Consider the following 15,661-nt stretch of genomic DNA (forward strand, 5'->3'; position numbering starts at 1 on the left):
TATCAGGGATATTCGAGGTGGATGCCCTTTGATTACGTATATAACACAATAAGAACAGGAGGGTAAGCTATGAGCTATATGGGTGGCACTTATGACGTGATTGTAGTCGGTGCAGGACATGCCGGCTGTGAAGCTGCACTTGCATCTGCACGAATGGGTGCTGAAACGTTGATGGTTACCATCAACTTGGATATGGTTGCTTTTATGCCTTGTAACCCGTCCATTGGAGGGCCTGCAAAAGGCCATGTCGTTCGCGAAATCGACGCACTGGGCGGAGAAATGGGACGCAATATCGATAAAACCTTCATTCAAATGCGAATGTTGAATACAGGTAAAGGTCCGGCTGTTCACGCGTTGCGTGCTCAAGCGGATAAGTTTTCTTATCAGCATACCATGAAAGAGACGATGGAGAAGGAAGAGAAGCTTACCCTTCGTCAGGGTATGGTGGATCAGCTCATCGTAGAAGATGGCGTGTGCGTGGGGATCGTGACGCAGACGGGCACGGAATATCGTGCGAAAGCCGTTGTGCTGACAACCGGTACGTATTTGCGTGGTAAAGTTATTATGGGTGAATTGATGTATGAGAGCGGTCCGAACAATCAACAGCCTTCGGTAAAACTTGCGCATAACCTGCGCGAGCTTGGATTCGACCTTGTTCGCTTCAAGACAGGTACACCACCTCGGGTGCATAAGGATACGATTGATTTCTCCAAGACCGAAATCCAGCCTGGGGATGAGAAGCCTAAGTTCTTCTCTTACGAAACGAAATCCTCCGACAATGAGCAGCTTCCTTGCTGGTTGACGTATACGTCGGTGGATACGCATCAGATCATCAATGACAACCTTCATCGCGCACCGATGTTCTCTGGCGTTATAGAAGGTACGGGTCCACGTTATTGCCCGTCCATCGAGGACAAGATCGTTCGTTTTGCCGACAAGCCGAAACATCAGATTTTCCTGGAGCCTGAAGGTAAAAATACAAAAGAATACTACGTACAAGGGCTATCCACCAGCATGCCTGAGGATGTCCAGCTTGCGGTGCTTCGTTCCATTCCGGGAATGGAGAAGGTAGAAATGATGCGTAACGGATATGCTATCGAGTATGACGCCATGGTGCCAACGCAGCTATGGCCGTCTCTGGAAACGAAAAAACTGCCGGGTCTGTTCACGGCCGGACAAATCAATGGAACCTCGGGATATGAAGAGGCAGCGGGTCAAGGCATTATGGCGGGAATCAATGCGGCACGGAAAGTGCAGGGTAAAGAGCCGGTTATTCTGGATCGCTCCCAGGGTTATATTGGAGTACTGATCGATGACCTGGTGACCAAAGGGACGAATGAGCCTTATCGTTTGCTCACCTCCCGTGCAGAATACCGACTGCTGCTTCGTCATGATAATGCCGATCTGCGTCTTACTGAAATCGGTCATGACATCGGATTGATCTCGGAAGAACGTTATGCCAAATTCGTACAGAAGAAGCAGCTCGTTGAGCAGGAGATCGAACGTCTTCGTCAAACGAAGGTGAAGCCGGTTGAAGTGAATGAGATGCTGGAAGCCGCCGGATCAGCACCGATTGTGGACGGAAGCAATATGCTGACGATTCTGCGTCGTCCTGAAATTACGTTTGCCATGATTGAGTCGCTCTCCCCGTCTCCTTACGAGCTGGATGAGGAAATGAAGGAGCAGGTCGAAATTCAAATCAAATATGCGGGTTATATTGAGAAACAGCTGGGTCATGTGGAAAAGCTGCAGAAGATGGAGAAAAAACGCATTCCGGAGGATATCGTTTATGACGAAATCAACGGACTGGCCATGGAAGCCCGTCAGAAGCTGAACAAGATCCGTCCGATCTCTATCGGTCAAGCATCCCGCATTGCAGGTGTAACGCCAGCGGATATTTCGATACTTCTCGTTTACCTGGAGCATTATAACCGGGTAACCGCAGCGAAAGGATAAGGAATGGACGACATTCAGAAGGCTTTTGTTGACCGGCTCGGGGAGCACGGGATTACGATTGATGAGAAACAGCTCCAGCAGTTCGAGATGTACTACGAAATACTGGTAGAGTGGAACGAGAAAATGAATTTAACCGGGATTACGGAACGGGAGCAAGTCTATACGAAGCATTTTTACGACTCGATTACGCTCGCCTTTTACGTGGATATGACCCAAATCGGCAATCTGGCGGATATCGGATCAGGCGCAGGCTTCCCTGGTATTCCTCTGAAAATATGTTTCCCTCATGTGAAGTTGACGATTGTAGATTCGCTCAACAAACGGATTAACTTTCTGAAGCATGTCGTGGATACGATTGGCCTAACTGGGGTTGAACTGATTCACGGGCGTGCGGAAGAGGTAGCTCGTAAGCAAGGATACCGTGACGGGTTCGACTTGGTCACTGCAAGAGCGGTAGCTCGCATGGCTGTGTTGAACGAGTTCTGCCTACCTTTCACCAAGGTAGGGGGTCGATTCGCGGCGATGAAGGGCAGTGATCCTACGGAAGAGGTGAAGGAGGCAGCCCGCAGCCTGAAAGAGCTGAGAGGGGCCTTGAACAAGGTTCATTCGTTCTCCCTACCCGTAGAGGAATCTGGCCGGCATATCGTGGTGATCGATAAAAAGGGAGCCACGCCTTCCAAGTATCCCCGCAAGGCGGGTACGGCCAGCAAAACGCCGATTGTGTAAGGTTCTTGCGCATCGGGGAAGATATGCAAACGATTAAAGAGAGGGACTCTATGAAGTCCTTCTCTTTTTTTATTGGCTGTGTAGATTTCCTTGAGCGGGAAGGTAGTCTTTAACAACCCTTTTCTTTTTACATATGATATATATTGAAATAAAAATCGTTTTTTGAATTTCATTGGTTAAGTCCATAAGCACGTTTATCTATTCTTTAAATCGGGTGGGAAGAAAAATAAGATAATGAAATTTAACTTAGATTAACGAGTGGGAGGATACCCATTAAAAGTATTTTTACGACTAGATCGGCGCTCACCCTTTAAGCGGATTTTATTAAACAGAACCAAGGCTGACCTCTAAAAGGGAGGGGATGTGATTTTTTGAATAAGAAGGGAATCAACTATGTGGATGTATCTATATAAACTTCAAATGTTTCACGTGAAACATTTGAAGCATGCTGTCTGATATAAGTAGACATCTCTTTGGAAGCATATTCCTCTTGTCAGATTTTTTTGATATCAACTACGCCATCTAACTTCCATAATGAAAGATTCCCCCAAGGAGAAAAAGTCTGCAGCTATCGTAATCATGTGCTGGACAATGCAATATGAACACAGGGAGCATTGACGCACACTGTGCATAGTTCGGATACATCTATTGTGTTTGGAGATTCAGATTGTGTCGACGCTTGGATTATATTGCTTGGTTGGGAAGATTTAATTTATTGGCAAATCCCACAATTATTCTAAATGTTAGGATCGCGAGATAGGCTGCAGGATGGGTGATGTGGCTTCATAACATGATATCGACGCAAAAACTTTGGAACTGTGTACAAATCGTGTATAAAGCAAGCGAGAAATGAAGGAAAAAAGGTGATATTGGAGAATAGAGTTATAGGACAAAAAGTGGTAGAATAGAATCGTAGTATCCATTTGGACAGAAGGGCCGGTTTGCCCGTTCTTTAATAGGATGAAAGAGTATAAATCCTGGTTTGGTCACTTTTCCATCCTTGCTTCGTGCAGTCAACAACATTGATCGTTGTGGCTGCTGTTTTTTGGAAAGTGCCGTGCGATCCGAAGGGAATCATGGCCTTATACGAAGTAGAAGACATATATACCACTTGTGAGATATCGATTGATAGTAAGCATCATGATAAACCTCCTGTTATATCTCTCAAGAAGCAACCGCTTCATGCAGCGGTTTGATTCAGAGTAATACGGCTATGATCACCACAGGCGTCTTTTCTCTGATCAGCATGAAATCTGTTTTTGCAGGGAAATGCCTGGCACCACAATGGATTCTAGCGCCAATGGATGGTGGAAGCATCCGTGTATGACTCCATATGTTGGTTGTCCAATCGTTTAACCGATTCCGGGATCTTCGGAGGCTTATCCGTGCTATCATGAAATTAGGTGGTAATATACGGAATGAAGGAACAATTTTCGAGATTGTTTGGCTTAGCGGCAGAGCGGAACCAAGGGGATGAAGTGAAACAAATCCCGGTAAACGAGATTGTCAGCAGCCCATACCAGCCACGGACGATTTTTGATGATGAGAAGATTGATGAACTGCTCCAGACGATTAAAACGCATGGAGTCATTCAACCTATCGTTGTTCGTGTCCGTAATGGCATGTATGAGATCATTGCAGGGGAACGCCGCTGGCGTGCGGTTAAGAAGCTGGGTCTGGACACGATTCCGGCCATTGTTCGGGAGTTCAACGATTCACAGGCGGCATCGATTGCGTTAATCGAAAATTTGCAGCGTGAAGGACTGACATCCATTGAAGAGGCTGTTGCTTATCAAAAGCTGATTGATCTTCATCAACTGACACAAGAGAGCTTGGCACAGCGGTTAGGAAAAAGCCAGTCCACGATTGCAAACAAGATTCGCTTGCTGCAGCTACCGGAAGCAGTCAAAGTGGCGTTGATGGAACGTAAAGTGACGGAACGCCATGCTCGTGCGCTGCTTTCATTGGATAATGAAGAGACCCAGCTCAAGGTGCTGGATGAGATCATTACCAAGGAACTGAATGTGAAGCAGACGGAAGCACGAATCGCCTTTTATAAAGAAGTAACAACGATGAAGAAGTCCAAGCGCATATCGTATAGTAAGGATGTTCGCCTGGCTCTGAACACGATTCGCCAATCGATCGATATGGTCTCCGGTTCCGGGATGGCTATCAAAACAACTGAGAATGATCATGAAGATCACTATGAAATCGTTATAAAAATACCTAAACGTTAGGATATGGTGTGAAGCGGTATGCATCGTACCGCTTTTTCTGTTGATCAAGAGATAATGCTCTGCAGCAGGCTATTTCGTATAACGAAGAGGTTTGGTTTGATGTTACAGATGAGAAACATGTAATGTATTATTACTCATTTTCATCGCCGCTTATCCTGGGCGTTCCGAAGTTCCGGGATCGTTCACTTAATACATATACAGCCTATCGCTGTATATCATCTATTGCGACTACTTAGAAGAGTCTTCCTACATTGAGGTGAAATGAGTGTCAAAGATAATTGCCATAGCAAATCAAAAGGGCGGTGTCGGCAAAACGACGACTTCCGTCAATCTGGGAGCTGGATTGGCTTCGCTAGGCAAACGGGTGCTTTTGGTGGATATAGACCCCCAAGGAAACACAACGAGTGGGGTTGGCATTAATAAAGCCGATGTTGCAAATTGCATATATGATATTATCATCAATGAAGTACACCCGAAGGACGCCATCTGTGGGACTAACATAGAAGGATTGGACATCATTCCGGCAACCATTCAATTGGCTGGTGCTGAGATTGAGCTTGTCCCTACGATTTCCCGTGAAGTACGATTGAAGAAATCACTCCAATTAATCAAGCCTCAGTATGATTATATTTTGATTGATTGTCCTCCATCGCTTGGCATTTTAACGATCAATTCATTGACCGCGGCCGATTCCGTGATCATCCCGATCCAATGCGAGTATTACGCACTGGAGGGTCTGAGTCAGCTGCTGAATACGGTTCGCCTTGTTCAGAAACATCTGAATACATCTCTCAAGATTGAAGGCGTATTGTTGACGATGCTGGATGCGCGCACGAACCTGGGCATTCAGGTGATTGAAGAAGTGAAAAAGTATTTTCAGGAAAAAGTGTACAGAACGATTATTCCTAGAAATATTCGTTTGAGTGAGGCACCATCTCATGGACAGTCGATCATTACTTATGATCCTCGATCTAAGGGAGCGGAAGTATACTTGGAGCTGGCAAAGGAAGTGATCTCGTATGAGTAAACGATTGGGAAAAGGGCTGGATGCGCTTATTCCATCTTTGTCTATTCATGATGATGACAAGGTAGTGGAAATTCCGCTTAGTCAATTGCGAGCGAATCCGTATCAGCCGCGCAAGACATTTAACGATGAGGCAATCCAGGAATTGGCAGAGTCGATCCGTCAACATGGAGTTATACAACCGATTATCGTCCGCAGTGTGCTGAAAGGGTATGAGATTATTGCTGGGGAGCGCAGATTCCGGGCATCTCAATATTGCGGCAAAGCTACCATTCCGGCGGTGGTTCGATCTTTTAGCGATCAACAAGTGATGGAAATTGCCTTGATTGAGAACCTGCAGCGGGAGAATCTGAATGCCATGGAGATTGCTGTAGCTTACCAAGGCTTGATGGAACAATTTTCCTTAACCCAAGAAGAGCTGTCCTTGAAGGTGGGCAAGTCTCGTTCCCACATCGCTAACTTTTTGCGGTTACTTTCTCTACCAGAAGAAGTGAAGGACAATGTTTCACGTGGAACATTATCCATGGGACATGCCCGAGCGATTGTTGGAATCAAGGATCCGATTCTAGTTAAACAGTTGGCAAAACAGTGTGTGGAGCAAGAGTGGAGTGTTCGTGAACTAGAGGAAGCTGTTAAGAACCTGGATCGTAAACCAGCTGACAAAGCGAAGCCTAAGGCTAAGAATAGAGATCCTTATATCGATCATCTGGAAGAGGATCTGAGAGAACGGTTTAAAACAACTGTCAAAATTAAGCACAATAAGGATAAAGGGAAGATTGAGCTTAATTACTATAGTAGACAGGACCTGGAGCGGTTGTTGGAACTTCTTCAATAAAAGATTCTGGGTTTGTTAAAGAAGATGGTTTTATGCGTGATGGATTGAAAGCAAATGTGTGCGATTAAAAACCAAAGACATGTCGACGTTCCTGTGAGGGAATGAGATATGTCTTTATTTAACTAAACGTGAACGTAAGCGTAAGCGTAAACCCATAGCCTTGATGATGGAATTTAAAGATGTTCGGACATATTCTGTTAAGAGACACCAATACGGCGAAAATGAAGGGGAAACATCATGGACCCGATCGTTTATCTGGATCATGCAGCCACTTCGTGGCCAAAGCCGCCTGAAGTATTTGAGGCAATGAGAAAGGCGATGGAGGAGGCTGCTGCAAATCCGGGGCGTGGGAGTCATCGGATGGCGGTGAAGGCTTCTCGAGTACTCTATGGAACACGGAAGACGCTCGCAGATTTGTTTGGGGTAAAAAACCCTAATGATATTGCATTGACATCGAATACAACAGAAGCGTTGAACTTAGCAATCAAAGGGTATTTGCGTGAAGGCGATCATGTCATTGCCACCATGATTGAGCATAATTCAGTGCGAAGACCGTTAGAGTATTTGAAACGCACCCGAGGGATACAAGTAGACTATATTCCTGTCGATGAAGAAGGTCAGCTTGATATGCAACTAATGGAGGGCGCCTTTCGTTCTAATACTAGGCTTGTTGTATGTAGTCAAAGTTCCAATCTTCTTGGTTCGATTATTCCTCTTATTGAAATAGGAGAGCTGGTGAAGAGAAAAGGGGCTGTGCTGCTCGTAGATGCTGCCCAGAGTGCCGGTATGCTGGATATTCACGTGGAGGAGATGCATATAGGCATGTTGGCTTTTCCGGGGCATAAAGGGCTTCTGGGGCCGCAGGGAACAGGCGGGTTGTATATCTCGCCTGATATTGATCTGGAACCATTACTGCACGGAGGCACAGGGAGTCAATCGGAGGCTATTGAACAGCCAACGGTACGTCCGGATCGATATGAGGCAGGGACGCCTAACACGATTGGGTATGCGGGACTGCAAGCAGGTGTGAGGAAGGTGCTTGAATGGACACCGCAGCATATTTACCGGCATGAATGGGAGTTAACACAGTATATGATGGAGGGTCTGCAAGAGGTAGGAGGCTTTCGTATACTAGGTCCTGCTCTTGGACAGGCGAGGACTGGCATTGTTGCTTTTGTGTCGGAGCGATACAGCGCGTCTGAATTGGCTTTTCGACTGGACCGGGAATATGGGATTGCCGTGCGTGCCGGTTATCACTGCACACCGCTCGCCCATATGGCATCAGGCACGGAACAGACGGGTGCAATCAGAGCAAGCGTGGGGATTTCTACGAGCCGTGATGAAATCGAATTCATGCGAAAAGCGATCAAGGAGATTCACAGTTAAATAAACAGATCAAGATGGAGAAGAGGAAGGAAGAAAGCATGTCTGAATTAAATGAATTGATCATGGAGCAGCTTCATTGGTTTGTCGTCGGAATGGTCATGATCATCTTGATCTTATGGATAACCTTAATTGTTCAAGGGGCAAAATTGCGTAAAATGAGACGCAGATACGATGCGATGATGGCAGGCAGCGGGGTAGAGGATCTCGAATCGCTGCTGGTCCAGCTGAAAATCCAAATGGATGAAATTGAAGAAGGGCATGCCAGTCATCAAAAAATGCTGGATACGATCAGCGGCAGCTTGAAAGGGATGAAATCCAAGGTTGGCATCGTACGATATAATGCGTTTGGCGAGCGGGGAAATGAAATGAGCTTCTCCCTGGCTATTCTCAGTGAAGAGGAGGAAGGGATCGTGCTGACCGGTCTGCATAACCGGGAGAGCTCCTTTGTGTACGCCAAACCATTGAAGGATGGGCAATCCAAATATCCATTGTCTCCGGAAGAAAAGGAGGCCGTCACTCTTGCGCTGCAAGAAGGGAAGAACGGTTCCACTCTTTGATACCTGCAAACAGGCAGGTTGCAATGATATCAGACAACCGCATGACCAAGCTTAAGCGAGTGTTCTGCAATACGAAGTATTCCATAAAGCCGCCGACATTGACGATACCCGTTACGTGGATATCGCCGACCGGCGGTAATTCTTTGTGTACGCCGGCTCCAGGCTTTAGAGGACCATCGGATATTTGAATAGAACCTACACTTGATGATTGCCCTAGGCAGGCGTCAATCCCGATCACAAAAGGGTTATCGAATTTCTCGTATATGGTGGTCAGCGTATCCTTCAGATTCATGGCGTGGACAGGCTCGTCCAGCGTGCCGTAGAGATGGAACAGCGGACTGTTGTAGCGGGCTAGTGAAGTGCCGACCAGTGGCCCCAAGCAATCACCGGTGGACCGATCGGTACCGATGCAGACAATAACCAGCGGACGGTGCTGAATACGAGCGTCAGAAAGATGGAAGAGCAAGCGATGTATAATAGCAGAATGGATATTAGGGTCCGTGTGTGGTATTTTTAAGCTGGAAGCCTCCGGGCGAGACGTGATTTTAGATAGACGGTTCATAGAATCTTCCTTTCGTCTGCATTTGGTAGTATCAGTATATGGATGAAAGACTGTTTTTATACTTTGGGATTTGCTAAAAATGTGATTTATATTCAACTCAACACAGAAGGATGTTCTTTGGAACAGCATATGTGACTAGGCTGCATGAGTTATATGAATAAGTTGATCTATGAAAAGGTTTATATAAAACTCTCAATCATGGGGAATGATGATGAGTAGACCATAAATAGAAATGATAGGCACGATGGAGGGGGACGGGGAAGTGGAAGGCGCAATGTTGATTGCATTCGATTCCACCCAGCAGGCGCTGCGTGCGGAAATGCTGTTGGAGTACGCGGATATCGAAATTGATCTTTTTCCTACACCAAAAGAGATTACGGCTGGCTGTGCATTATCGATTCAATTCTCACCTGATGCGTTAAAAGATGTTCAAGAGATTATCCGGCAGGAGCATGTGGAAATCCGGGGCATCTTTGCACTGGATAGCAACGAGAGGTACATCAACATCGAAGAGTAATGGGAGGACATCAAGATGAGGGGCTTTGGTTACTTATCAGAGGATGCAGATGATGTGGATTTAGTGGGATTCGCTAAGGAGGCTGAGGGATTGAAAGATAAAGTTTGGGGATGGTTAACGAATGAAGAGATGTGGATGCATATCCTGTCGTCCGGCATTCGGGTTATCATCATTTTTATTCTGACGCGTATTGTGATACGGGTTGTGTATAAAATGATTGATCAGTTTCTTCTTAGGCAGGAGAAGAGCCGAATTCAAGTGAACTCAAGACGTTTTGTCACGGTAGGGGAGTTATTAAAAAATGTAACCTCCGTTGTGTGCAACTTTGTTATGATTTTGATCATTCTTTCAGAGTTCAACTTCAAGTTAGGACCGCTGTTAGCCGGTGCCGGGGTGCTTGGGCTTGCAATAGGTTTTGGTGCACAGAGTTTAGTGAAGGACGTTATCACCGGATTCTTCATTATATTTGAGGATCAGTTTGCAGTAGGTGATGTAATCAAGAGTGGTGAGTACCGGGGAACTGTCGAAATGATCGGGCTTCGCACATCGCGTGTAAAGGGATTGAATGGGGAGACCTATATTATTCCGAATGGGATGATAACCAGCGTCACAAATTATTCCCTTTCCAACTCATTAGCCATTGTAGATCTACCGGTAAAGAACGATCAGCAGGTGAAGGATACGATAACGCTAATTCAAGCAGCCCTAACGGGAATCATGGACCGTTGCCCAGAGGTACAGCGGACTCCGGATGTGTTAGGAATCCAGTCATTGAGTACTTCCGAATATGTTGTTCGTATTGTGGCGGAATGTAATCCGAATGCAAGGGAACACGTGGAGCGCCAGATTTTTACGGATATCAAACAGGCTATTGAAGCACGGGAAATGGGACAAGAACGCGTTCAGGGTTGATCTAATTGGTAATCCAATGATATATAATAGATAGAAGAAGTGATAGAAGTAAAAGGGAGCGATAGCCATGGAGCGCAAGGTATTTCAGTTAGGGGATATCGTTCAGATGAAGAAGCCTCATCCTTGTGGAAATAATGAGATGGAGATTATTCGCATGGGGATGGATATTCGGATCAAATGTACCAAGTGTCAGCATAGCGTGTTGATCCCCCGTGTAAAGTTTGAGAAGAATATGAAGAAGGTATTGCGTTCGGCTCAGGAGACGGAAGGGGCAGGGGATACACCGTAATATCTCCTCCCTAAAAAACTCCCCATTCGGGAAGGCTCGTGTCGTTGAACGTTGCTTGAGATTATAAGTTATGCAAGACGAATCATCCGTTCTATTAACGAATACCGATACATCGGAGAGATCTTGCAGGCTTGAAGGGAAATCGAGCGCTAACGGAGCCAATAATCCCGGCATAGCGGGATTGAAGGCAAGCTATTGACCAGATAACGTTTCCATGATATAATCAATTCTGCTGTGGAAAGGTACCCAAGAGGCCCAAGGGGGCTGACTCGAAATCAGCTAGGCGTCGCAAGGCGTGCGTGGGTTCGAATCCCACCCTTTCCGCCACCAATCGTTAAAGTTCCGCTGTTATGGATATAAACGATGTAGATACATAAGTTAGGCGTTAAGATGTATAGCGCCTTTGAATAAAACACCCTGATGCAGACGACCTGCAGAGGGTGTTTTTCGTTGTAACAAAATTAGTTCGTCCTGAGCATTTAAACGAAAAAGAAGGGCCCGATTGGGCCCTTCTTTCTGGGTAGGCGGTGCTTGTGAATTGGAATCATTTTATCAGCACTTCTGCGAACCTTGTCAATAGCTTCACTTGTCCAAGAGGTCAAGCATTCGGCTCATTTCCTCAGCTTGCAATCCGTGTGACGATCAGAAACCTCATGCGTCGTTCTGCTGCAACGTTCAACGGAACCACACCTCTCTCATGCACCGCCTGATTATAATGTGCGCCTAAAGGTGCATTTGTATACATGCTAATTTAACTGTGAAAAAATCCCAATATTAAACATTTAGTATTCATGGCTTGGTCGTTGGTTATTCAAGCAATACCCTGACTACGTACCGTTCGCATAGGATGCAGTAGTCACGATCTACAAAGCTCCTGGGGCTAATCACTCAGGCGATTACTTAGGCTGCACTCGGCGCTTGTTTAACCATACACGATCGTCATTTTGGGTTTCAGGAAAGGTATCACCCTTGCTCATTTTAATTTGACGCGGGTTTTCGATGCCCATGATATGGTCTCTGACGCCAACTTCCATATAAATGCCGTTGTTCGGAGCTTTGTCACCTGCACGAAATTCGGACTGTTCTCCCATTGTGGAATTCCTCCTCATTATGATGGATGGACTGCATGTATTATCATGCGCCATTGGACACCAAATCATCGCAGGGAAAGTGAGAAAAGCGCGGTAATAAAGGGAAGAGGGCATATTCAGCATCGAAAAGAAACTTGCATCCGATCACCCGTTCTGATATAGTATTATGGTGCGAGTTAGACTCGCTCCTTGCTCTCAACAGAGATTGAGGGCCGAAGTCCATAAGGAGGTGAAACATATGCGCAAATATGAAGTGATGTACATTATTCGTCCTGACATTGAACAAGAAGCTGTTCAAGCTGCAGTCGATAAATTCCAAGGCATCATCTCCAACGGCGGAGAAATTACAAAGCATGACGTAATGGGTAAACGCCGTCTTGCGTATGAGATCAAGAAATTCCGTGATGGCGTCTACGTTCTGGTAAACTTCAACGCAACACCTGAAGTTGTAGCTGAACTTGAGCGTCTCATGAAGATTTCTGACGAAGTTATTCGTTATCTCATCACGAACGACGTTGCTTAATACGTAAAAAAACTTTGTAATTGATTTCGTTCTAAGGAGGGGATTGGATTGTTGAACCGTGTCATTTTGATTGGCCGACTGACTAAGGATCCCGAGCTGCGCTATACTCCTTCAGGTGTTGCTGTAACGCAATTTACACTTGCTGTCGATCGTCCGTTTACTGGACAAGGCGGGGAGCGCGAAGCGGATTTCATTCCGGTCGTGACCTGGAGACAGCTTGCGGAGACATGTGCAAACTATCTGCGTAAAGGCCGTCTGACGGCTGTAGAAGGGCGCATTCAAGTGCGGAATTACGAGAATAACGAAGGTAAGCGTGTATACGTCACCGAAGTCATTGCCGATAATGTTCGCTTCTTGGAGTCAAACCGTGAAACAAGCGGTGGCGGAGGAAATCGTGAGGAATCATCGTTTAGCGGAGGAAGCAACAGCAATAGCAGTGGCGGAAACCGTGGGAACAATAACTACTCGCGAAACAACAATCAGGATCCTTTTTCCGATGAAGGAAAACCGATCGATATTTCGGATGATGATTTGCCATTTTAATACGGAAAGGACTGACAACACATGGCTTTTAAACAAAGAGAAGGCGGAGACAACGACAAAAGACCGGCACGCCGCGGCGGCCGCAACAAGCGTCGTAAAGTATGTTTCTTCACTGTGAACAAAATTACTCACATTGACTATAAAGATACAGACCTGCTCAAGAAATTCATCAGCGAGCGCGGAAAAATCTTGCCTCGTCGTGTAACAGGTACTAGCGCTAAATATCAGCGCGCCCTGACGATTGCGATCAAACGCTCCCGTCAAATCGCATTGCTTCCATACACAACTGAGTAATCATTTGTGTCAGAGCGGTCCAGCCTAATTGTAGGCTGGACCGCTTTTTTATTATTGAAGAGTCTAGCCTGATTACGGTAAGGGTAGGGTAGGATGTTAGGATGAGTTCTTAGTGACGAGAGTCTTACCAGTGTAACAATCCAAGAGTTCCTCACAGGTATAAAGCTCAATACTCTTGATGTGGAAATTATTCATTTCGGGATGACTTGTGATCATCCAAATGTTGGGATATATAATGTCTCCACAGAAGAATCATGTCTCCCCTGAGTGTACACTGTGAAGGAAAAGTAGCTACCGACAAACACAAGCCTGGTGTAAAGCTTTCCAGTTTTAAAGCCTTGAAATCATGTCTGCTTCAAACGGACAGTGTCTATTGTAAACAATACAATTTTAAACATATTGGAGTTCCTCTTGTAAGGTATAGAAATACGATGATGAAGACGAAAAGAAGCTATCCGAAAAAATTTCTTCTATTATATATAGGTACGTATCGGCTCATTAAATGAGAGCTGGAATGATCTCAAAATTGAAAATAAAGTACCATCAAAATGGTGCCTTACCAAAGAGAGGATTATAGGCAGTTCTCAAGCTTGCCTGATCGAAGAAGATGTCTATCGTATACAAACAGAATATAAGAAGATGGCTACGTCAGAGCGCTAAAGAAAATTTAATAATGTGATTACATAAAAATTGCAGAAATCTTTCAATTTTATGATGTCCACTCCAGAGATACAAGCGTACAAGTAGTGGAAGCTCCATGTTGTTAGTCTTATTATGCATATTCCACCTCCATTATCCAAACGATAAAGGAAAAAGGAGGTAGTTGTATGTGCAGACGATTCTCGCTGTCCGCTGGGATCGATGAAGTGAATCAACGCTTTGGCATCAATCGGGTAATGTATTACTACAAAAGCCGATACAACATTAGCCCTACTCAAACCATGCCGGTCATTGTACAGGAACAGGGAGAGCGGGTGCTCGACGAGTATCGGTGGGGGCTAGTGCCCTATTGGGGGAAAGATGCGGTCAATGCTGATATTACTACGGTTGATCAAAATCCCACTTACCGTAGAGCGATTGACACAAGGCGCTGTGTGATCCCATGTAACGGTTTATATTACTGGAGAACGGTTGGCAAACGGAGTTATGCGGTACGGACCGTTATCGGAGATCATGAAATATTTGGTATGGCCGGTCTATACGAGACATGGCGAGATGCAAGAGGAAATGAAATGAGAACATGTACGGTTCTAATGACAGAGGCCAATGAAGCGATTCGAGAGTTCGAGACACGAATGCCGGCGATTTTGTCTGAGGAAAATATGGCAAAGTGGCTGGATCCGGAAATCCAAGGAAGACATGCGGTTCATCCGCTGCTTCATACGTACCGCGGAGAGATGCGAATGTATCCGGTCACGCCGTTAGTGGCTGATGATACACATGATCATCAGCAGTGCATTGAAGAGATGGATTTAAAACTCGCTTGGGTAAAGAATCTATAGTTCGCAAGTATGAAAGAGCAAGGTTGATTTATCTGACATGGAATTTAACGCAAAAGCAATCCGGATCACAGTCCAGGGTTGCTTTTTTTAAGCTTTAACGCTGTAGGAGCCTAAACTATGAAAAAGTAGATCCATAAATCTGCGTCATCTAATAACGAATTGAAGCATATCGCAAGGAAAATATATTACATAAAAATGGTTCCTAGTTGTATTCAGGGTAGACAAACCCAAGTTGTGTTAAATTAAATAACATATACATTACCTAGTAGACAAAAAAATTAACAGAAAAAATTGAACTCCGAAGTAAATGTGATTTAATATTACATAAACACTGCAAAACTATGAACGAATATAGCTATAAATTGTAAATAAATCTTGATATTACATACATTTTCAGTAAACTAAGGATATCCAACGGAGATAAACTTAATTATTAACCTCGAAAATGACGTTAAAAACATGATTTTTGAGAAAAACGAAAAAAAGTAATTGACGTTACCTAAATTTACACGTATCATAACATTAATTTTATAGGCAAGAAGATTTTGCTAGAGACTTTGGCACTAATTGACCAATGGTATATTTTCTGTAAAACTTTCAATTTATTTCACATCATGCAATGACATCCTAGAGAACAAGAATTCTGTTCGAAATTATTTAAGGATGATTTCAATATTCGTCCTGATAATTTATAATGCAACAACATT

General features: G+C 44.9%; 16 protein-coding genes and 1 tRNA gene. 15 read left to right on the forward strand and 2 right to left on the reverse strand.

Features of this window, described 5'->3' with window-relative positions; genetic code table 11:
- Window positions 1-69 precede the first annotated feature (69 nt).
- From mnmG to OHJ21_RS28070, 7 genes are all read left to right on the forward strand, one after another.
- Window positions 70-1,956: a tRNA uridine-5-carboxymethylaminomethyl(34) synthesis enzyme MnmG gene (mnmG, locus tag OHJ21_RS28040; RefSeq protein ID WP_486021727.1), complete on the forward strand. Its 1,887-nt coding sequence runs from the start codon at window positions 70-72 to the stop codon at window positions 1,954-1,956.
- Window positions 1,957-1,959: 3 nt separating this feature from the next.
- Window positions 1,960-2,682 carry a 16S rRNA (guanine(527)-N(7))-methyltransferase RsmG gene (gene rsmG / locus OHJ21_RS28045; protein WP_100541333.1) on the forward strand — a complete coding sequence of 241 codons (723 nt, stop codon included), beginning with the start codon at window positions 1,960-1,962 and terminating at the stop codon, window positions 2,680-2,682.
- A 1,418-nt stretch (window positions 2,683-4,100) separates the two neighbouring features.
- Entirely contained in the window at window positions 4,101-4,919 is an 819-nt protein-coding gene (noc, locus tag OHJ21_RS28050; RefSeq protein ID WP_076326293.1) for a nucleoid occlusion protein, read from the forward strand.
- 265 nt (window positions 4,920-5,184) lie between these two features.
- Window positions 5,185-5,946 carry a ParA family protein gene (locus OHJ21_RS28055; protein ID WP_076326292.1) on the forward strand — a complete coding sequence of 254 codons (762 nt, stop codon included), beginning with the start codon at window positions 5,185-5,187 and terminating at the stop codon, window positions 5,944-5,946.
- Entirely contained in the window at window positions 5,939-6,778 is an 840-nt protein-coding gene (locus tag OHJ21_RS28060) for a ParB/RepB/Spo0J family partition protein (protein ID WP_100541332.1), read from the forward strand. The genes OHJ21_RS28055 and OHJ21_RS28060 overlap by 8 nt, the downstream gene beginning before the upstream one ends.
- 237 nt (window positions 6,779-7,015) lie before the next feature.
- On the forward strand, window positions 7,016-8,164 hold the full coding sequence (locus OHJ21_RS28065) for an aminotransferase class V-fold PLP-dependent enzyme (RefSeq protein ID WP_486021731.1): 1,149 nt from the start codon (window positions 7,016-7,018) through the stop codon (window positions 8,162-8,164).
- A gap of 38 nt (window positions 8,165-8,202) precedes the next feature.
- Window positions 8,203-8,721 carry a DUF4446 family protein gene (locus OHJ21_RS28070; protein ID WP_486021732.1) on the forward strand — a complete coding sequence of 173 codons (519 nt, stop codon included), beginning with the start codon at window positions 8,203-8,205 and terminating at the stop codon, window positions 8,719-8,721.
- Here the strand turns inward: OHJ21_RS28070 and yyaC are convergent.
- Window positions 8,678-9,283, reverse strand: a complete 606-nt coding sequence (gene yyaC / locus OHJ21_RS28075; RefSeq protein ID WP_326111320.1) for a spore protease YyaC — start codon at window positions 9,281-9,283, stop codon at window positions 8,678-8,680. The genes OHJ21_RS28070 and yyaC overlap by 44 nt on opposite strands.
- A 262-nt stretch (window positions 9,284-9,545) precedes the next feature.
- Here yyaC and OHJ21_RS28080 point away from each other — a divergent pair, with 262 nt between their 5' ends.
- The 4 genes from OHJ21_RS28080 to OHJ21_RS28095 all read left to right on the forward strand — a co-directional run bounded on the left by OHJ21_RS28080 (window position 9,546) and on the right by OHJ21_RS28095 (window position 11,328).
- Window positions 9,546-9,800 carry a putative Se/S carrier protein gene (locus OHJ21_RS28080; protein ID WP_486022055.1) on the forward strand — a complete coding sequence of 85 codons (255 nt, stop codon included), beginning with the start codon at window positions 9,546-9,548 and terminating at the stop codon, window positions 9,798-9,800.
- 15 nt (window positions 9,801-9,815) lie between these two features.
- Window positions 9,816-10,712, forward strand: a complete 897-nt coding sequence (locus tag OHJ21_RS28085; protein ID WP_100541327.1) for a mechanosensitive ion channel family protein — start codon at window positions 9,816-9,818, stop codon at window positions 10,710-10,712.
- A gap of 67 nt (window positions 10,713-10,779) precedes the next feature.
- Entirely contained in the window at window positions 10,780-11,001 is a 222-nt protein-coding gene (locus OHJ21_RS28090) for a DUF951 domain-containing protein (RefSeq protein WP_071219319.1), read from the forward strand.
- A gap of 236 nt (window positions 11,002-11,237) precedes the next feature.
- A tRNA-Ser gene (locus tag OHJ21_RS28095) sits at window positions 11,238-11,328 on the forward strand.
- Between the two features lie 569 nt (window positions 11,329-11,897).
- Here the strand turns inward: OHJ21_RS28095 and OHJ21_RS28100 are convergent.
- Window positions 11,898-12,092, reverse strand: a complete 195-nt coding sequence (locus OHJ21_RS28100; RefSeq protein WP_071219336.1) for a YjzC family protein — start codon at window positions 12,090-12,092, stop codon at window positions 11,898-11,900.
- Window positions 12,093-12,330: 238 nt separating this feature from the next.
- Here OHJ21_RS28100 and rpsF point away from each other — a divergent pair, with 238 nt between their 5' ends.
- From rpsF to OHJ21_RS28120, 4 genes are all read left to right on the forward strand, one after another.
- Window positions 12,331-12,615, forward strand: coding sequence for a 30S ribosomal protein S6 (rpsF, locus tag OHJ21_RS28105; protein ID WP_009591503.1), 285 nt, complete (start codon window positions 12,331-12,333; stop codon window positions 12,613-12,615).
- 48 nt (window positions 12,616-12,663) lie between these two features.
- Window positions 12,664-13,158, forward strand: a complete 495-nt coding sequence (gene ssb, locus OHJ21_RS28110; RefSeq protein WP_071219337.1) for a single-stranded DNA-binding protein — start codon at window positions 12,664-12,666, stop codon at window positions 13,156-13,158.
- A 21-nt stretch (window positions 13,159-13,179) separates the two neighbouring features.
- On the forward strand, window positions 13,180-13,452 hold the full coding sequence (rpsR, locus tag OHJ21_RS28115) for a 30S ribosomal protein S18 (RefSeq protein ID WP_006207333.1): 273 nt from the start codon (window positions 13,180-13,182) through the stop codon (window positions 13,450-13,452).
- An 827-nt stretch (window positions 13,453-14,279) separates the two neighbouring features.
- Window positions 14,280-14,954, forward strand: coding sequence for an SOS response-associated peptidase (locus OHJ21_RS28120; RefSeq protein ID WP_100541326.1), 675 nt, complete (start codon window positions 14,280-14,282; stop codon window positions 14,952-14,954).
- The last annotated feature ends 707 nt before the right edge of the window (window positions 14,955-15,661 follow it).

Source organism: Virgibacillus sp. LDC1, assembly GCF_025792345.1.
Taxonomy (GTDB): domain Bacteria; phylum Bacillota; class Bacilli; order Paenibacillales; family Paenibacillaceae; genus Paenibacillus_AQ; species Paenibacillus_AQ lautus.